This window comes from Stutzerimonas stutzeri SDM-LAC, assembly GCF_000235745.1.
Classification (GTDB): Bacteria; Pseudomonadota; Gammaproteobacteria; order Pseudomonadales; family Pseudomonadaceae; genus Stutzerimonas; species Stutzerimonas stutzeri_H.
The window spans coordinates 1-17,354 of the sequence record NZ_AGSX01000023.1 but is presented as its reverse complement, the minus strand read 5'-3'; the positions used below and the strand labels follow the sequence as shown (position 1 = coordinate 17,354).

Annotated in this window: 16 protein-coding genes; 12 read left to right on the top strand and 4 right to left on the bottom strand. The window is 60.9% G+C overall.

Annotated features, from left to right (window positions below; genetic code table 11):
• The first annotated feature begins 68 nt into the window (after positions 1-68).
• The 4 genes from nirB (at position 69) to PSTU_RS0103000 (ending at position 5,909) form a co-directional block, all read left to right on the top strand.
• Complete coding sequence (gene nirB / locus PSTU_RS0103015) at positions 69-2,642, top strand: nitrite reductase large subunit NirB (protein WP_019339563.1); 2,574 nt, start codon at positions 69-71, stop codon at positions 2,640-2,642.
• Entirely contained in the window at positions 2,642-3,019 is a 378-nt protein-coding gene (gene nirD / locus PSTU_RS0103010) for a nitrite reductase small subunit NirD (protein ID WP_019339562.1), read from the top strand. The genes nirB and nirD overlap by 1 nt, the downstream gene beginning before the upstream one ends.
• A 177-nt stretch (positions 3,020-3,196) precedes the next feature.
• The gene (locus tag PSTU_RS0103005; protein WP_019339561.1) at positions 3,197-4,012 is read left to right on the top strand and encodes a formate/nitrite transporter family protein; all 816 of its coding nucleotides are present in this window, start codon (positions 3,197-3,199) and stop codon (positions 4,010-4,012) included.
• 175 nt (positions 4,013-4,187) lie between these two features.
• Positions 4,188-5,909, top strand: a complete 1,722-nt coding sequence (locus tag PSTU_RS0103000) for a bifunctional protein-serine/threonine kinase/phosphatase (RefSeq protein WP_019339560.1) — start codon at positions 4,188-4,190, stop codon at positions 5,907-5,909.
• Between the two features lie 33 nt (positions 5,910-5,942).
• On the opposite strand, the gene PSTU_RS0102995 is transcribed toward PSTU_RS0103000, so the two are convergent.
• Positions 5,943-6,269 carry a hypothetical protein gene (locus PSTU_RS0102995; RefSeq protein WP_019339559.1) on the bottom strand — a complete coding sequence of 109 codons (327 nt, stop codon included), beginning with the start codon at positions 6,267-6,269 and terminating at the stop codon, positions 5,943-5,945.
• A 150-nt stretch (positions 6,270-6,419) separates the two neighbouring features.
• Here PSTU_RS0102995 and PSTU_RS0102990 point away from each other — a divergent pair, with 150 nt between their 5' ends.
• Complete coding sequence (locus tag PSTU_RS0102990; protein ID WP_019339558.1) at positions 6,420-6,728, top strand: hypothetical protein; 309 nt, start codon at positions 6,420-6,422, stop codon at positions 6,726-6,728.
• A gap of 344 nt (positions 6,729-7,072) precedes the next feature.
• Positions 7,073-7,711 (top strand): TIGR04211 family SH3 domain-containing protein, encoded by a 639-nt coding sequence (locus tag PSTU_RS0102985; protein ID WP_272941873.1) that lies wholly within the window; start codon positions 7,073-7,075, stop codon positions 7,709-7,711.
• 20 nt (positions 7,712-7,731) lie between these two features.
• Here the strand turns inward: PSTU_RS0102985 and PSTU_RS0102980 are convergent, their stop codons facing one another.
• Positions 7,732-9,849 (bottom strand): putative bifunctional diguanylate cyclase/phosphodiesterase, encoded by a 2,118-nt coding sequence (locus PSTU_RS0102980; protein ID WP_019339556.1) that lies wholly within the window; start codon positions 9,847-9,849, stop codon positions 7,732-7,734.
• A 506-nt stretch (positions 9,850-10,355) separates the two neighbouring features.
• On the opposite strand from PSTU_RS0102980, the gene PSTU_RS0102975 reads away from it, so the two are divergent.
• From PSTU_RS0102975 to PSTU_RS0102950, 6 genes are read left to right on the top strand one after another with little or no spacing between them, the layout of a single operon-like run.
• Complete coding sequence (locus tag PSTU_RS0102975; protein ID WP_019339555.1) at positions 10,356-11,207, top strand: STAS domain-containing protein; 852 nt, start codon at positions 10,356-10,358, stop codon at positions 11,205-11,207.
• Positions 11,207-11,569, top strand: coding sequence for an STAS domain-containing protein (locus PSTU_RS0102970; RefSeq protein ID WP_029404590.1), 363 nt, complete (start codon positions 11,207-11,209; stop codon positions 11,567-11,569). Before PSTU_RS0102975 ends, PSTU_RS0102970 begins: the two co-directional genes overlap by 1 nt.
• Positions 11,566-11,970 carry an anti-sigma regulatory factor gene (locus tag PSTU_RS0102965; protein WP_019339553.1) on the top strand — a complete coding sequence of 135 codons (405 nt, stop codon included), beginning with the start codon at positions 11,566-11,568 and terminating at the stop codon, positions 11,968-11,970. Before PSTU_RS0102970 ends, PSTU_RS0102965 begins: the two co-directional genes overlap by 4 nt.
• On the top strand, positions 11,967-12,971 hold the full coding sequence (locus PSTU_RS0102960; protein ID WP_029404589.1) for an ATP-binding protein: 1,005 nt from the start codon (positions 11,967-11,969) through the stop codon (positions 12,969-12,971). The genes PSTU_RS0102965 and PSTU_RS0102960 overlap by 4 nt, the downstream gene beginning before the upstream one ends.
• The gene (locus PSTU_RS0102955; RefSeq protein ID WP_019339551.1) at positions 12,964-13,821 is read left to right on the top strand and encodes a sensor histidine kinase; all 858 of its coding nucleotides are present in this window, start codon (positions 12,964-12,966) and stop codon (positions 13,819-13,821) included. Before PSTU_RS0102960 ends, PSTU_RS0102955 begins: the two co-directional genes overlap by 8 nt.
• The gene (locus tag PSTU_RS0102950; RefSeq protein ID WP_019339550.1) at positions 13,811-15,766 is read left to right on the top strand and encodes a response regulator; all 1,956 of its coding nucleotides are present in this window, start codon (positions 13,811-13,813) and stop codon (positions 15,764-15,766) included. The genes PSTU_RS0102955 and PSTU_RS0102950 overlap by 11 nt, the downstream gene beginning before the upstream one ends.
• Before the next feature lie 28 nt (positions 15,767-15,794).
• Here the strand turns inward: PSTU_RS0102950 and PSTU_RS0102945 are convergent, their stop codons facing one another.
• Together PSTU_RS0102945 and PSTU_RS0102940 are read right to left on the bottom strand one after the other, a co-directional pair.
• Complete coding sequence (locus tag PSTU_RS0102945; protein ID WP_019339549.1) at positions 15,795-16,001, bottom strand: DUF3079 domain-containing protein; 207 nt, start codon at positions 15,999-16,001, stop codon at positions 15,795-15,797.
• 172 nt (positions 16,002-16,173) lie between these two features.
• Positions 16,174-17,354 (bottom strand): DNA polymerase II (locus PSTU_RS0102940; RefSeq protein ID WP_019339548.1); only part of this gene is annotated, 1,181 nt, incomplete at its 5' end.

The window sequence follows — 17,354 nt, the reverse complement described above, 5'->3', positions numbered from 1 at the left end:
CCCCCCCCGGCCGCCTTTTTGTTTTTGTACGACGACGCCGCACCGCGGCTTCGACGGAGGAACCGGTCATGAACGCAATCGTCACCCCGCTCAAGAGTGAAACTCTGGTCGTCATCGGCAACGGGATGGTGGGCCATCACTGCGTCGAGCAGTTGGTAGAGCGCGGCGCGCTGGGCCAGTACCAGATCCATGTGTATGGCGAAGAACGCCAGCGCGCCTATGATCGCGTGCATCTGTCCGAATATTTCGGGGGTCGCGATGCCGACTCCCTCGCCCTGTGCGAAGCCGAGTACTACGCCGTTCACGGCGTGCACATTCACCTCGGCGTGCAGGTACTGGAGATCGACCGCGAGCGCAAGGAAGTGGTCACAGCAGAGGGCCGCCAGCCCTACGACAAACTGATCCTAGCCACCGGCTCCTACCCCTTCGTACCGCCAATCCCTGGCGCTGAAGGCAATTCGCGCCTGGTCTACCGCACCCTTGATGACCTCGACGCCATCCGCGCCGCGGCCAGCAATGCCAAGCGCGGCGTAGTAGTCGGCGGCGGCCTGCTCGGCCTGGAAGCGGCTAACGCGCTCAAGTCCCTCGGCCTCGAAGCCCATGTGGTCGAGTTCGCTCCGCGCCTGATGCCGGTGCAGCTCGATGAAGAAGGTGGCAAGGCACTCAAGGCCCGCATCGAGGCGCTGGGCGTTGGCGTGCATCTGTCGCGCGCTACTCAGGAAATCGTCATCGGCGAGGAATACGCCTACCGGATGAACTTCCAGGACGGTGCTGATGGTAAAAGTGAGTATCTGGAAACCGACCTTATCGTCTTCTCTGCTGGCATTCGCCCGCAGGATGCGCTGGGCCGCAGCGCCGAGCTGGACATCGCGCCGCGCGGCGGCGTGGTGATCGACGCCGACTACCGCACCAGCGACCCCTCAATCTTTGCAATCGGCGAATGTGCTTCCTGGAACGGCATGGTCTTCGGCCTGGTCGCCCCCGGCTACACAATGGCACGTAACCTGGCCGCCCTCCTCTGCGGCGAACCGCACCAGCCGTTCAGCGGCGCAGACATGTCGACCAAGCTGAAGCTGCTCGGCGTCGATGTCGGTTCCATCGGCGATGCCCACGCCGCCACGCCCGGCGCCAAGAGCTACCGTTTCATTGATGAAGCCAACGCCAGCTACCGTCGTCTGGTGCTGTCGGAGGACGGCAAGCGCGTCATCGGCGCCGTGCTGATTGGCGACAACAGCTATTACGACACCCTGCTGCAATACGCGCAGAACGGCATCAAACTGCCAGCCGACCCGTCCAGCCTGATCCTGCCGCTGTCCGACGGCGCACCCACGCTGGGCGCGGACGCCCTTCCCGACACCGCCACCATTTGCTCCTGCCACAACGTCACCAAGGGTGCGGTGTGCTGCCAGGTCGACGCCGGCATCACCGACCTCGGCGAGCTCAAGGCCGCGACCAAGGCCGGCACCGGCTGCGGCGGCTGCAGCGCGCTGCTCAAGCAGGTCTTCGAACATGAGCTGACCGCACGCGGCGTCGAAGTCGACAAGAGCCTCTGCGAGCATTTCGCCCACACGCGCCAGGAGCTGTACGGAATCGTGCGCGTCGAAGGGATCATCAGTTTCGAAGAACTGCTCGCCAAACATGGCCGCGGCCACACCGGCTGCGATATCTGCAAACCGGCCGTGGGTTCGATCCTCGCTTCCTGCTGGAACCAGCCGATCACCGATCCGGGGCTGATCCCGCTGCAGGACACCAACGACACCTTCATGGCGAACATGCAGAAGAACGGCACCTACTCGGTGGTGCCACGCATCGCTGGCGGTGAAATCACCCCGGACAAGCTGATCGCCTTAGGTGCCGTTGCGAAGAAATACGACCTCTACACCAAGATCACCGGCGGCCAACGCATCGACCTGTTCGGCGCCCAGCTGCACGAACTGCCGGACATCTGGGGCGAGCTGATCGAGGCCGGCTTCGAGACCGGCCATGCCTACGGCAAGTCGCTGCGCACGGTGAAGTCCTGCGTTGGCAGCACCTGGTGCCGCTACGGCGTGCAGGACAGTGTCGGCATGGCGCTGCGTCTGGAGGATCGCTACAAGGGTCTGCGCTCGCCCCATAAGATCAAGTTCGGCGTCTCCGGGTGCACCCGTGAATGCGCCGAGGCGCAGAGCAAGGACGTCGGCGTCATTGCTACCGAAAACGGCTGGAACCTCTATGTGGCAGGTAACGGCGGCATGCGCCCGCGCCACGCCGAACTGTTCGCCACCGATCTCGATGACGAAACCCTGATCCGCTACATCGACCGCTTCCTGATGTTCTACATCCGTACCGCGGACAAGCTGCAGCGCACCTCGGTCTGGCGTGAATCGCTCGAAGGCGGCCTCGACTACCTCAAGGAAGTCATCATCGACGACAGCCTGAACCTCGCCGCCGAGCTGGAAGCCCAGATGCAGCTGGTGGTCGATCGCTACGAATGCGAGTGGGCCAACGCCATCAATGACCCGGAAAAGCTCAAGCGCTTCCGCACCTTTATCAACGACCAGCGCGGCGACCCGGACGTCCACTTCGTCAGGGAGCGCGGCCAGCGCCGTCCGGTGCACGCACACGAACTTCACTTGATTCCCGTCACCGAGGAGGTGCTCTGATGAGCCAGTCCAACGCCGTACGTATTGAGTCCGTTCAATCCGCCAGCTGGCGCGCGCTGTGCAGCCGCCGCGACCTGGTGGCCAATTCCGGAGTGGTCGCCTGGCTCGACGGCAAGCAGGTGGCGCTGTTTCACCTGCCTCATACCGAGACCGGTGACCAGGTGTTCGCCATCGAGAACAAGGATCCGAAGTCGGGCGCCAACGTCATCGGCCGCGGCATTGTCGGGCAGCTCAAGGGCGACCTGGTGATCGCCTCACCGCTGTACAAGCAACACTTCCGCCTGCAAGACGGCGCCTGCCTGGAATACCCCGAACAACGTCTGCAGGTCTGGCCGGTACGCCTTAACGGCGAGGCGGTGGAAATCGCCGTCGACTGAGTTTTCGCGGTCGAGACTAGGCGTCCCCGGCGGCTCCCAAGGACTGATTGTGGGAGCGGTCTTGACCGCGAGCTTCTCCAATACCTAGCGCACCATTGCCCGCTCTTCGCTGGGCGAAAAACGAATCCAGCCCGCACCTTCTTGGTCGGGCTCTCACAACGCTCACAGAGAACCGCCATGTCCTACATCATCCCTTCGGAATTCGTCACCAAAATGGTCGACGCGGGTGAATCCAAGATTTTCATGTCCACACGGGATACGTTGATCCGGGCTTTCATGGCCGGCGCGATTCTGGCCCTGGCTGCAGTGTTCGCGGTTACCGTCACCGTCCAGACCGGCTCACCGCTGCTGGGTGCGGTGATGTTTCCGGTCGGTTTCATCATGCTCTATCTGATGGGCTTCGATCTGCTCACTGGTGTCTTCGTGCTGGCGCCGCTGGCCCTGCTCGATAGACGCCCAGGCGTAACAGTCAACGGCGTGCTGCGTAACTGGGGCTTGGTATTCGTCGGCAACTTCGCCGGGGCGCTGACCGTGGCGTTCATGATGGCCTTCGTTTTCACCACCGGTTTCTCGAGCGATCCAGGCGTGATCGGCGAAAAGATTTCACACATTGGCGAAGCACGAACCCTGGGCTATGCAGAGTTTGGCGCCGCCGGCTGGGCGACCATTTTCCTGCGCGGCATGCTGTGCAACTGGATGGTCTCGATGGGTGTGGTAGGCGCCATGATTTCCACTACGGTGGGCGGCAAGGCGATCGCCATGTGGATGCCGGTCATGCTGTTTTTCTACATGGGCTTCGAGCATTCGGTGGTGAACATGTTCCTGTTCCCCTCGGCGATGATCATGGGCGGCGATTTCTCGATCATGGACTACATGATCTGGAACGAAATTCCCACCGCTCTGGGTAACCTGGTAGGTGGCCTGGCATTCACCGGTCTGACGCTTTACACGACCCACGTGCGGACTGCACCGAAGCGCGCATTGGTGCGTTGAGCCGGTCGCAAGGTTTGTTGGACGCTTGCTGGTGGTCATAACGAATGATCGCCGGCAAGCTGGCTCCTACGACATCATGCTGCATGTGCAAAACCTACCGGTGCAGCGCTTGTAGGAGCGAGCGTGCTCGCGATCGCCTTGCTGCCCCCTCCCGAGAATTCAGCGATCTACCCCAATGACTACCCCACTGACAGTCTCGGTAGGCCAGCACACCGATAAAGGTCGTAAGGCAACCAACCAGGACTTCCACGGCATCTACATCCCGAAAGAACCGCAGCTGAGCAGCAAGGGCATCGCCATCGCACTTGCCGATGGCATCAGCAGCAGCGCCGTCAGCCATATCGCCAGCGAGTCGGCGGTCACCGGTTTCTTCGCCGACTATTACTGCACCTCAGACGCCTGGTCAGTGAAGACGTCGGCGCAACGGGTGCTGATGGCGACCAATTCCTGGTTGCACGCCCAGGGCCAACAGAGCCCACACCGATTCGATCCGGATCGCGGCTACGTCTGCACCTTCAGCGCCATGGTCATCAAATCGACCACCGCGCACCTTTTCCATGCCGGCGACTCACGCATCTATCGCACCCATGGCAATGCCTTGGAGCAGATGACCAACGATCACCGGATGTGGCTCTCGGAGAACAAGAGTTACCTCAGCCGCGGACTCGGCATCCATCCGCAGCTGGATCTGGACTACCGCGCCGAACAGGTCGAGGTGGGCGACACTTTTATCCTCGCGACCGATGGCGTCTATGAATACATCACCGCGTCGTTCATGCTCGAAGCCATCGCGCGCAGCCCGAATGATCTTGATGCAGCCGCTCGGCAAATCATCGCCCAGGCGTTGCTACAGGGCAGCGATGACAACCTCACCGTACAGATTTTGCGCATCGACGCGCTCCCGCTGCAGGCCCCCGATGAGCTCTACCAGCAGCTGACGGAACTGCCCTTTCCGCCCGTCCTCGAGGCACGGGCCGCATTTGACGGCTACACCATCGTGCGCGAGGTGCACGCCAGTAGTCGCAGCCATGTCTACCTAGCCACCGACGACCCAAGCCATGCCCCGGTGATCATCAAGACGCCGTCAATCGACCTGCAGAGGGACGTGCAATACCTCGAACGTTTCCTGATGGAAGATTGGGTAGCGCGACGTATCAACAGCGCCCACGTAGCCAAGCCATGCCTGCAGACCCGCAAGCGAAACTACCTGTACAGCGTCAGCGAATTCATCGAAGGCCAGACGCTGGCCCAGTGGATGATCGACTACCCGCGCCCGGACCTGGAAACGGTTCGTGGCATTGTCGAGCAGATTGCCAAAGGCCTACGCGCCTTTCACAGGTTGGAGATGCTGCATCAGGATCTGCGTCCGGCCAACATCATGATCGACACCACCGGCACGGTGAAAATCATCGACTTCGGCTCCACACGGGTTGCCGGCATCATGGAGATCGCGTCGCCCATCGAACGCGGAGATCTGCTCGGCACCGTTCAATACACCGCGCCGGAATACTTTCTGGGGGAAAGCGGCACGCCCCGCTCGGATATGTTTTCGCTGGCCGTCATCACATACCAGATGCTGACCGGTGCACTTCCCTACGGCACTCAGGTTGCCAGCTGCCGCACCCGTGCTGCACAGAACAAGCTCAGCTATCAACCGATCCGCGAGCACGACCGCGGCGTACCAGCCTGGATCGATGATGTGCTGCGCAAGGCGCTGCATCCGGACCCGTACAAGCGCTACGAGGATCTGTCCGAATTCGTATTCGAGTTACGTCAGCCCAACCAGGCCTTTCTCAACAAGGCCAGGCCGCCGCTCCTGGAGCGTAACCCGGTGCTGTTCTGGAAAGGCGTATCCCTGGCGTTGACGTTTGCGGTAGTCGTGCTGCTGCTTCGCTGAAAGTTGATGCAAGCTATCAGTCAAAGTGGGGCATCACACCGGTCGCTGCGGCGCATAAACGTTAAGCGCCGGATCGGTGATGCCATCCTTCGAAGGATCGAGAATCCAGCGTAGTTGAGTGACCAGTTCGTCGCAGTTCTCGCCGCGCTGCTGCCAGTCCTGAAAGGCAATACGCGCCGCAGTCAGCGATGACTCAGCGACCTGCTCGATTTCGGTCGTGGCATCGCCGGGCTGCCAGTGATCGAAGATCGATTTGAGTGCATGCTGCGCCTCTTCGGCGCCCAGCTCGCCATCGGCCCAGCGCGATGTGATGTCCTGCGTTTTCTGTAGGGCGGTTACCGAGGGGGTGGACGATTCCATCTTGGATTACTCCAGCTAATGCGTGTTGTGCTTGGAGTCCGGCCGCGTCTGCAAATTCGCCGTTGAGCTGCCGTTGGTCCGCGGCGGTCGCATCGAGCATACGCCGGGTGGTCGTATCACAAAGCACGCCAATCGCAGGGAACCCTGACCATGCACCTCGTCCTTCTCTTTTTGCCGCTGTATGACAACGCGCAACAGGCATTGCCAAAGTCCCTGTTTGCTGAAGTACGGGACGAGCTCATGACTAAATTCGGTGGCCTGACCGCTCATAGCCGCGCCCCTGTCGACGGGCTATGGCAAGAAGACAACAGCCATTCCGTGCGCGACGACCTGGTCATTTATGAAGTGATGACGTCAGAACTGGACCGTGCCTGGTGGAAGGGATATCGCGAGTCGCTGGAGGCACGCTTTCGCCAGGAGCATGTGTTGATCCGCGTACAGACAGTCGAAGTGCTCTAGCGGTAAAGGTTGTTGTTCGCTGGCTCGGAGCCGCCGTCATAGCAAAGCAGGACACGCCACCTGCACAAAACCGTGAAAATTTAATGAACCCCCAGGGCTGCCCGCTGTCAGTCCAGTCTGCAGAACTACAGGGCCCAGTGGCCAAATTAACGGGAGAAAGCATCCTCCCGCTTACGATCGGCACTTCCGGAGCGCCGCTGTTCGACGCATCGAAGTACGTTGCTGTCGCACGCTCGCCAGACCGGAATTCCGCTTATGTTTCGGCCCGCTCAGCGGGATCTCCATTGCCAACGCGAATACTCTTAATGTCCCTATCTCGTCGACTCATTGCACTTTTATCCCGAATGTCCTGGTCCGTTGCTCAGCGCCGTGCTTTCAAGGCGGGCCTGCTCGGTACGCTGCTAGCCGTCATCGCGCCAGCCCACGCCCAGGAGGCCAATAATGATCGCTGGGTCAGCGACACGCTCACCACCTACGTACGCAGCGGCCCAACCGACGGCTATCGCATCGTTGGCAGCCTCACGTCCGGCCAGAAAGTCGAGCTGCTGGAAACCAGCGGCGACTACAGCCAGGTCCGCGGTGAAAATGGCGACCGGGTATGGATCCGCAGCAGCGATCTGCAGGAGGTTCCGGGTCAGGCCGAGCGTCTGCCGCAGCTGGAGCAACAAGTAGCCGAACTCAGTGAAGAGCTGAAAACCATCGACGACTCGTGGAAAAACCGCGTCAAGGGAATGCAGGAGACCCTGGATTCGCGCAAAGCGCTGATCGATGAGCTTGAAGCGCGCCGCCAGGCCCTGGACGAGGCCCTCACCGCCACCGAGTCAGAGCTGCGTGATGCCCAGGCGCGCCTGGGCGATGAGAACAATCAGGTACTGATGCGTTACATGGTCTACGGCGGCAGCATCGCCGGGGCCGGACTGCTGCTCGGGCTGATCCTTCCAGCCATGACCCGCGGCCGCAAGCGCAACGACCGCTGGTTCTGACGACGAGAACCGAGCTGTGCTCAGCTCGGTTCGGCGACCTGCTCAGTTCTGGATCGGGCGAATGCCGAAGGTCCAAGCTGTGGCTGAGCGGCGCGTTGCAGAATCTGCTCCGGCACCATCGGTCGGTCCAACAGGAAACCTTGCAACGTTTCGCAACCGAGGCCGGTAAGAAACGCCTGTTGCTCGGCCGTTTCCACGCCTTCTGCTACAACCTCCAACCCCAGTGCCTTGGCCAAAGCGATGATGGCCGAAACGATGACCGAATCTTCATTGCCAGGGCTCATCTCCTTAACGAACGCACGGTCGATTTTCAATTCACTGGCCGGCAAGCGCTTGAGGTAGAGCAAACTCGAGTAGCCCGTCCCGAAGTCGTCAATCGATGCCTTGATACCGAGCTGCGTGAGCTTCTCCAGCGTATCGATGGTGGACTCCGGGTCGCGCATGGCCACGGTTTCGGTCACCTCGATGGTGAGCATCTGCGGCGGGATGTGGTGGAGTTCGATCACGTCGGTCACAGTGCCGACCAAGTCGGGTTGCTCGAACTGAACCGCTGAAAGGTTCACCGCCACAGTCCAATGGCTGTAGCCCTGCAGATGCCATTCCCGCAATTGCCGGCAGGCCTCGTTCAGCACCCACTTGCCGATCGGGATGATCAGACGGGTTTTTTCCGCCAGCGGCAGAAACGTGTCCGGTGACAGCAAACCACGCTGCGGATGCTGCCAGCGCAACAAAGCCTCGAAGCCTCGCACTGGCCCGGACGGTGCTTCGAACTTGGGCTGATAGTGCAACCGCAACTCACCGTTGGACACAGCCAAACGGAGGTCATGCAACAGCTGCAACTGCTCGACCGTATTGGCGTTCATCGAGGCCTCGAAAAAGCTGTAGCCGTTTCGCCCCGCACTCTTGGTGTGATACATCGCCGCGTCGGCATGCAACAGCAGATCGCGCTCGGTCTCGCCGTCACCCGGGTAGACCGCGATACCGATGCTCAACGAAACGCTCAGGGTGTAGCGCGAGAGCATGAACGGTTCGCTGACGCACTGCACCAGTTGTGCGGCCAGACTGGCTGCGTCGCCCGGATCATCAATGGTGGCCAGCAATACGAATTCATCTCCACCGAGGCGCGCCAATGTGTCCTGGGCGCGAATACACGCGCGAAGGCGCTCGGTCACGCTGATCAGCAATTGGTCGCCCAGGTGATGACCGTAGGCATCGTTCACCGCCTTGAAGCCGTCCAAGTCCATGAACATCAGCGCGAAGTGAGACTGCTCACGTTGCGCCACCTTGAGCGCCTGGCTGAGCCGGTCTTCGAGCAACAGACGGTTCGGCAAGCGGGTCAGGTTGTCATGCAGTGCCAGCTGTAGCAGCTCGCCGTTGGCCTTTTCCAGCGAACTGGCCAACACCGAGGTGCGAGCCTGCAGGCGCGCATCGAGCACCGAAACGATCAAGGTGATCGCCAGCACTGCGAGGGTCAGCACGATGACCAGCAACGCCAGCCAGTTGCTGTCAACACCACTGGCCGCCCCGCAGAAGCTGCCCTCCGGAAATCCCGCAGCGGCCATGCCGGTGTAGTGCATGCCAATTATCGCGAGGCCCATCACCAGCGCGGCGGCGCAGCGCCAGGCCCGCACATACTGCAGGTTGGCGCGTAGCCGGAAGGCCAGCCATAGCGCAGCACCTGAGGCAATGACCGCAACCACCACCGATGCAACCAGCCATGCCATGTCATAGACGATACCCGGCTGGATGCGCAGTGCGGCCATCCCGCTGTAGTGCATCGCCGAAATACCCGCGCCGATCAGCAGCGCACCCTGCACCAGACGGCTCCACGGCAGCTTGCGTTGACAGACCAGCCATAACGCGAGCACAGAAGCGCCAATCGACAGGACCAGCGAGCCCGCGGTGATCCACGGGTCATAACCCAATGGAATCGGAAGGCTGAAGGCAAGCATGCCAATGAAGTGCATCGACCAGATGCCCAGCCCCATCGAAAACGCGCCGCCAAGCAACCAGCATTGCGCCGCGCGGCCTGTTGAAGTCGCCACCCGACCGGCCATATCCAGCGCGGTGTAGGACGCCAGTACAGCAACAACAAACGAAAAGAAAACCAGGGTGTCGTTATAGCTACCGACCAGCATTGCAGTGCCTTCATGAAATAAGGGGCGCGGATCTTGACCGAATAATCAATAAAGGCGAAGTGCCATCCGTCCGCCATGGCTCGACTGACCGTGCACGCCGGTATTGGCTCACTCCCTGTGTCGGTCCGGTTGTGCGTCGCTGAAGCAGAGCCTGCGGATATCTGCCCAACGGTCATCAGGCTGCTAGAACAGTCCCTCGACCGATCGTCACGTTGGGGCCTCGAACTTGACCCAGCTATAGACTTGAGGCGAAATGAAAGCACTTTGCCACGTGCGGCGACAAGGCTATGCGTAGCGTAAATCGCATGGATTACGTCCCGCCCCGGCTTCTCCTTTGCTGGGCGTGTGATGATCGCGCCTTCGACTCGTTCTGCTCTACGACTTGCTAAAGAATTCGTAGTGTCTGGCCGCATATCGGACAGAAGTAGTTCTGCCCTACCGGAACGCATGACAGCAATCCGGATCAAACCCGACAATCGCTGCACCTCCTAAAAGGATCCGCGCCAATGGCCTCATTGCAACAACGCACCTTCAACGCAATCGCCAAGAAAGAGCATGAGCTGCTCGACAGCTGGACTCGCGAACTCGAAGCCAGCGGCATTTACCGCAACGTCAAGATCGACGAGTTTCGCCAGCAGACGGCCGAGTTCATCCGCTTGCTGATTGAAGGCGCTGGCCAGGCCGAGACCACCGATCTACGGGCCGGAAGCTGGGAAGAGATGCGCCAGTTCCTTGAACAGCTTTCGCACAGCCGCGTGCTGCTGGGGTTCGATTCACAGCAAACCGCTGGCTTCATCTTCTCGTTCAAGCGCCCATTGATGCCGCTGTTACAGACCGAGTATGCCGATGAGCCGGCGATACTGGCCGAGCAGCTCTGGGCGCTGTCCGAACTGATCGACCAACTTGGCCTGCACACGGTCCGCACGTTTCAGAAATCCCGCGAAGCCGTTATCAAGCGTCAGCAGGAAGAGCTGCTGGAGCTGTCCACACCGGTAGTCAAGTTGTGGGATGGCGTCCTCGCGCTGCCGATGATCGGCACCCTCGACTCGCAACGCACCCAAGTGGTCATGGAGTCGCTGCTGCAACGCATCGTCGACACCGGCTCGGAAATCGCCATCATCGACATCACCGGCGTGCCCACCGTGGACACGCTGGTAGCACAGCATCTGTTGAAAACCGTCACGGCAATCCGCCTGATGGGCGCTGACTGCATCATCAGCGGCGTACGCCCGCAGATCGCGCAAACCATCGTGCATCTGGGGCTCGACCTTCAGGGCATCGTCACCAAGGCTTCCCTAGCCGATGCGCTGGCGCTTGCGTTGCGTCGCTCCGGGCTGACTGTCAGTAAGGCCGTGTAATGGAGCGCATCCCAATACTCCAAATGGGTGACTTCCTGCTCGTCACCATTCAGGTCGATATGCATGACCAACTAGCAATGACGCTGCAGGACGACCTGGCCGAACGCATCAGTTCAACATCCGCCAAAGCGGTGCTGATCGACATATCCGCGCTGGATATGGTCGATTCCTTTATCGGCCGGATGATCAGCTCGATATCGGGGCTGTCCAGCATCATGGACGCTGAGACTGTCGTCGTCGGCATGCAGCCTGCGGTAGCAATCACACTCGTCGAACTGGGCCTGACGCTACAGGGCGTGAGTACCGCGCTTAACGTCGAGAAAGGCATGCAGTTGCTGCATAAACGGATGGCCGCTAGATGACCGTGCGCGACAGCGGCAGCACACCGGTACGGATCGAGCAGGATGTGGTTCTGGCCCGCCAGGCAGTTCGCAAGCTGGCTCAGGACTGTGGCATGCGCTTGATCGACCAGACCAAGCTGGTTACTGCAGTAAGCGAACTGGCCCGTAACACCGTCGTTTATGGCGGCGGTGGCGAGATGGATTGGGAAGTTGTGGACGAAGGCCCGCGCACTGGCATTCGGCTGACCTTCCGTGACGAAGGCCCGGGCATTGCAGACATCAAACTGGCGCTGACTGATGGCTGGACTTCCGGTGGCGGCCTTGGGCTTGGACTGACCGGGGCCAAGCGTTTGGTAGACGCCTTCGAACTCGACAGTACTCCTGGTATCGGCACACGCGTCAGTATTACCAAATGGTCATGAATATCCGGGGCTCAATGACCATCGTCCTGGCGATCGAAGACGAAACCCAGGTCGGCCATGCGCGCCGCGTCGCGCAGTCGCTGGCCGTCGAGCTTGCATTCGATGAAACCGATGCCGGACGCGTCGCACTGGTTGCCACGGAGCTGGCCACCAACCTACTCAAGCATGCGCATCACGGGTCTCTGCACGTGCGCGCGATACCAGCTCAGAGCGGACGGGGAATCGAGCTGATCGCCATCGACCGTGGCCCCGGTTTCAATCCCAATGTGTGCCTGGCCGACGGTTTTTCCACCGGCGGCACTCAGGGCACCGGCCTCGGTGCATTGCGGCGACAGGCCCAGCTGTTCGACATCCATTCCGACAGCAAAGGGTCGGTGGTGCTGGCGCAGCTGTACCCTCGCCATGTTTCGGCCCTGTCACTTCGGTTCGGCGTTAGCCAGCATTCTCTGAAAAACGATCCGGCCTGCGGCGATGTCTGGCATCTGGCTGTCGATGGTTCACGGCTCAGTGCGCTGGTCATCGACGGCATCGGCCATGGCGAAGACGCTGAGCAAGCCGGTCTGGCCGGCGCTGCCGCGTTTGCCGAGGACCCGTTTGCCGACCCAACGATCAATATGCTCGACATGCATCAAGCGATGATCGGCTCACGTGGTGGGGCAGCAGCTATCGCGCTGTATGAGGCTGGCAAGGTGCGTTTCGCCGGTATCGGCAATATCGGGGCCAGCCTGCTGACTGCCGAAAAGAGCCGCGGCATGGCATCTCACCCTGGCATCGTGGGCTCTCAATTTCGCAAGGCCGTTGCATTCGATTACCCAGTCGACTCGGATCAGCTCTTGATCATGTACAGCGATGGCTTGCAGTCGCGCTGGGATCTGCGCGACTACCCCGGTCTGGCCCATCGTCACCCGGCCATTATTGCAGCGCTGCTGCATCGCGACTTCTGTCGTGGCCGCGATGACGTGACCGTTATGGTGATTGCGCTGGAGGCAATCGTTGACTGACTCGAACACGAACGACCTCATCCAACAGCTACGCAGCGAAAACGATCTGCTGCGCGGCGAGCTCGAGGAAACCAACCAGGGCGTCCTCGCGCTGTATGCCGAACTCGACACCCAGGCCGAGCAGCTACGACAGGCGTCGGATCTGAAAAGCCGCTTCCTGTCCTACATGAGTCATGAGTTCCGTACGCCTCTGGGCTCCATCCGCAGCATTACCCGCCTGCTCAGTGATGAGCTGGACGGGCCGCTCAGCCCAGAACAGCACAAGCAGGTCTCGTTCATCAACGGTGCTGCAGCCGAACTCAGCGACATGGTCGACGACCTGCTCGATCTGGCGAAGATCGAAGCAGGCCGCATCACCATATCGCCAGCCTGGTTCGACATGCTGGATCTGTTCGCAGCCTTGCGAGGGATGTTTCGGCCGATTGTCGATGCCAACGCGGTGGCCCTGATTTTCGAAGAGCCGTACGACATGCCGCGGCTCTACACGGACGACAAGAAACTCGCGCAGATTCTGCGCAACTTCATTTCCAATGCGCTCAAGTTCACCCAGAATGGTGAGGTACGGATTTCCGCCTGTGCCGAGGGCGACGGCGAGGTGCGCTTCGCCGTGACGGACACAGGCATCGGCATTCCGGAAGACATGCACGGCAATCTGTTCGAAGATTTCGTACAGATCGATACACCGCTGCAGAAGCGTCTGCGTGGTACCGGCCTGGGATTGTCGCTGTGCAAACGCTTTGCCGAACTGCTCGGTGGCCGCGTTGGCGTCGAGAGCAAGCCGGGACTGGGGTCGACGTTCTACGTCGTCATTCCTGTCGCGATTTCCACGGAGCGCACCGATGGAGCATAAGAGCCAGCTGCTAGTCGTCGACGACAACGCAGCCACGCGCTACGCAATACGCCGGGTGTTGGAGCGCCACGGCTACGCCGTGTTGGAAGCCGGAACGGGCACTGAAGGACTTGACCTGATCGCCACCGGCACGATCGATGCGCTGATCCTCGACGTAAACCTGCCTGACATGAGCGGCTTCGACATCGTGCGGCAGCTGCGAACCGATGACCGCACGCGGCTGCTGCCGGTGATCCACGTTTCCGCAGCCTCAATCCAGACCGGCGACATCATTACCGGCCTGGATGCAGGGGCCGACGCCTACCTCATCCACCCTGTCGATCCGGACGTGCTTCTGGCGACCCTGCGTACGCTGTTGCGTGTGCGCGACACCGAGCATGCGCTGCGCGAAAGCGAAGCTCGCTTCCGTGAGATCTTCTCTCAGGTTGCGGCGCCGATTGCAGTGATCGACCCGCAGCTGCAAATTCACGAAAGCAACCGTGCGCTGTCGCTGCTGCTGGGCGATCAGCCGGAATCCCATGTGCTGAGCGCGTGCGTCGCCGATGGCCAGGAAGCCAAACTGCAGGCACTGCGGCAGAGCCTGGCCGACGGCACGCGATGGCACGACATGCTGATCATGCAGGTGGCCGGCGAGCGCCGTGAAACCAAATGGCAGGTCTCACCGTACCGCGCAACCGAGCTGGGCCTGGTCGTTATCGAAGACATCACCGAGCAGCGTCAACGCGAACGCTCGCAGCGCCAGCAGCTCGACAATGCCAACAACGAGCTTGCCCGCGAAGTCGCCGAGCGTGTCCGCACCGAAGGACAGTTGATGCAGGCGCAGAAGATGGATGCGCTGGGCAAGCTGACCGGTGGCATCGCGCACGATTTCAACAATCTGCTGACCGGCATCATCACCGGTATTGAACTGCTCAAAAAACGCCTGCATGAAGGCCGCACCGATGCGGTTCTGCGTTTTGCCGATACCGCGCTGAATTCGGCACGCAGTGCCGCGTCAATGACGAACCGTCTGTTGGCCTTCGCCCGCCAGCAGCCACTGGATGCGCGTCCGGCCGACCTCAACGAGCAGATCCGCTCGCTCGAGGAGCTGTTGGAGCGAACCATCGGCGAGCATATTTCCTTGAATCTGGAACTGTCCGATCAAGGCGCCGTGGCGCAGGTCGATGCCAATCAGCTTGAAAGCGCCATTCTCAACCTGGTTATCAATGCACGCGACGCCCTGCCCCGTGGCGGCAATATCACCATCCGCACCGCGGCGTTGCGCTCCGATGGCGATGCCGACCTTACAGATGGGAACTACGTAGTGCTAACGGTGCAGGACGATGGCACCGGTATCGCAGCGGACGTGCTTGGCAAAGTCTTCGACCCCTTCTTCACCACTAAGCCGCTTGGCCAGGGCACAGGCCTGGGATTGTCATCGATCTACGGGTTTGCCCGGCAGTCCGGTGGCGAAGCCAGGCTAAGCAGCGTTGTCGGCGAAGGTACCGAAGTCTCGCTGGTGCTACCCGCAGCCATTGCAAGCAAAACGACAACCACCTCGGTCAACGATATGCCACAGGGTAACGGCGAGCATGTATTGATCGTCGAGGACATGCCGGCGGTGCGCATGCTCGTCGCCGAGATGCTGAGCGAGGCTGGCTACCGATGCAGCGAAGCCGGCGACGTCACCACGGCGCTGTCGGTGCTGCAGGACGACTCCAGCGTCGATCTGCTTTTGACCGACGTGGGCCTTCCTCAACTTTCCGGGCGAGAGCTTGCTGACGCAGCGCGAACGCATCGCCCTGCTCTGCCCGTGTTGTTCATGACGGGTTACGCCGAAAACGCGGTGCGCCGAGATCGCTTTCTCGACACCGGAATGGACATGGTGATCAAGCCATTCCAGATCGGCGAGCTGCTCGGCAAGGTGCGGCAGATACTCGATCAGGCAGCTAGCGCCGGCTGCTGACCGAGCACATGCAGCGGCACCGGTAGCGCTAGTTGCTGTTTTTTTTACTCTTGTCAGTTGCGATCAGGTCGCCCCAATCGCCGAACTCGTACCAGTCGTCGCCCATCATCTCGGACGGATGCTGAGTTCTGCCCGCACCATTACCGCAGGCCAGCGACTCGGCCGGGCAGTAGCGATCACAACCCCAGCAGATGCGCTCGGGGTGCGGCGGGTTGAGCGGAAATTTTTTGGCCATCGCAGGAGGCCTCGGATTTTGCTTGAAAGGGCATTCAGGCTAACCAGACCACCGCTCGCTGAACTTGATCAGGCTCAAGGATGACCGTTTCCGCCCGGTTCGTAGTCGCCACGCTCATTTCGCAGGGGTTGCGATGAGTCCGGGCAATACTCAGTTCGGCTGAGGGGCAGCGCTAGAACAAGCCGAGCTGCTCGTCGATCAGAGCGCTGAAGCTGTCATTCACGAACGGCAGGATGGCATCGGCAACAGGCTGCAGCTGACGACTCACGTAATGGTCGTAGTCGATGGGCGCACGCCGCACTTCAAGCGGCTCCGGCCCGGCCACAGTGATCAGGTAGCTGATCCAGCCGCCATTCTGGTACTGCCGCTGACGACCATTTTGCAGATTGAATTCATCAGCGATCCGGGCAGCCCGCACGTGCGGTGGGACGTTGCGCTCGTAGTCATCCAGGCGCCGACGCAGTCGCTTGCGAAAGACCAGTAGCTCGTCCAGCTCTCCGGCCAGGGTTCGCTGAACGTAGGTGCGCACGTAGTCCTGATAGGGCTCGCGGCTGAAGATGCGCCGGTACAACTCCTGCTGGAACTGCTGGGCCAGCGGCGACCAGTCGGTCCGCACCGTTTCTAGCCCTTTGAACACCAAGCCGTCACTGCCGTCCGTGCGGGTGACCAGCCCGGCATAGCGCTTCTTGCTGCCCTCTTCTGCGCCGCGAATGGTTGGCATCAGGAAGCGCTTGAAGTGGGTCTCGAACTGCAGTTCCAGCGCACTGTGTAGACCGAACGTTTGCTGAAGGTGCTCGCGCCACCACTGATTGATCTGTTGCACCAACTGTTTGCCGATACACGCCGCATCTTCGTCGCCATGGGCGCGCTTGAGCCAGACGAAAGTGGAGTCGGTATCGCCGTAGATCACGCTGTAGCCCTCGGCTTCGATCAACTCGCGGGTGCGGCGCATGATCTCGTGACCGCGCAAGGTGATCGACGAGGCCAGCCGCGGATCGAAAAACCGACAGCTGCTTGAGCCGAGCACGCCATAGAAAGCATTCATGATGATTTTCAGCGCCTGCGACAGCGGTTTGTTGCCCTCGCGCTTGGCCGACTCCCGCCCCTCCCAGACTCGTTCGACAATCGCCGGCAGGCAATGCCGTGTACGCGAGAAGCGCGCGCCGCGAAAGCCGGGCACCGAGTTGCTGTCTTCCGGTTGGCGCATGCCTTCGACCAGCCCCACAGGATCAATGAGAAAGGTGCGGATGATCGAGGGATAGAGGCTTTTGTAGTCCAGCACCAACACCGACTCGTACAGGCCCGGCTGCGAATTCATCACGAAACCGCCGGGGCTTGCCTCCGGTGGTCGCT

Excerpts from the sequence above, each read along its gene's own strand:
- nirB (WP_019339563.1), top strand. The coding sequence starts at position 69 with ATGAACGCAATCGTCACCCCGCTCAAGAGTGAAACTCTGGTCGTCATC.
- nirD (WP_019339562.1), top strand. The coding sequence starts at position 2,642 with ATGAGCCAGTCCAACGCCGTACGTATTGAGTCCGTTCAATCCGCCAGC.
- PSTU_RS0103005 (WP_019339561.1), top strand. The coding sequence starts at position 3,197 with ATGTCCTACATCATCCCTTCGGAATTCGTCACCAAAATGGTCGACGCG.
- PSTU_RS0103000 (WP_019339560.1), top strand. The coding sequence starts at position 4,188 with ATGACTACCCCACTGACAGTCTCGGTAGGCCAGCACACCGATAAAGGT.
- PSTU_RS0102995 (WP_019339559.1), bottom strand. The coding sequence starts at position 6,269 with ATGGAATCGTCCACCCCCTCGGTAACCGCCCTACAGAAAACGCAGGAC.
- PSTU_RS0102990 (WP_019339558.1), top strand. The coding sequence starts at position 6,420 with ATGCACCTCGTCCTTCTCTTTTTGCCGCTGTATGACAACGCGCAACAG.
- PSTU_RS0102985 (WP_272941873.1), top strand. The coding sequence starts at position 7,073 with ATGTCCTGGTCCGTTGCTCAGCGCCGTGCTTTCAAGGCGGGCCTGCTC.
- PSTU_RS0102980 (WP_019339556.1), bottom strand. The coding sequence starts at position 9,849 with ATGCTGGTCGGTAGCTATAACGACACCCTGGTTTTCTTTTCGTTTGTT.
- PSTU_RS0102975 (WP_019339555.1), top strand. The coding sequence starts at position 10,356 with ATGGCCTCATTGCAACAACGCACCTTCAACGCAATCGCCAAGAAAGAG.
- PSTU_RS0102970 (WP_029404590.1), top strand. The coding sequence starts at position 11,207 with ATGGAGCGCATCCCAATACTCCAAATGGGTGACTTCCTGCTCGTCACC.
- PSTU_RS0102965 (WP_019339553.1), top strand. The coding sequence starts at position 11,566 with ATGACCGTGCGCGACAGCGGCAGCACACCGGTACGGATCGAGCAGGAT.
- PSTU_RS0102960 (WP_029404589.1), top strand. The coding sequence starts at position 11,967 with ATGAATATCCGGGGCTCAATGACCATCGTCCTGGCGATCGAAGACGAA.
- PSTU_RS0102950 (WP_019339550.1), top strand. The coding sequence starts at position 13,811 with ATGGAGCATAAGAGCCAGCTGCTAGTCGTCGACGACAACGCAGCCACG.
- PSTU_RS0102945 (WP_019339549.1), bottom strand. The coding sequence starts at position 16,001 with ATGGCCAAAAAATTTCCGCTCAACCCGCCGCACCCCGAGCGCATCTGC.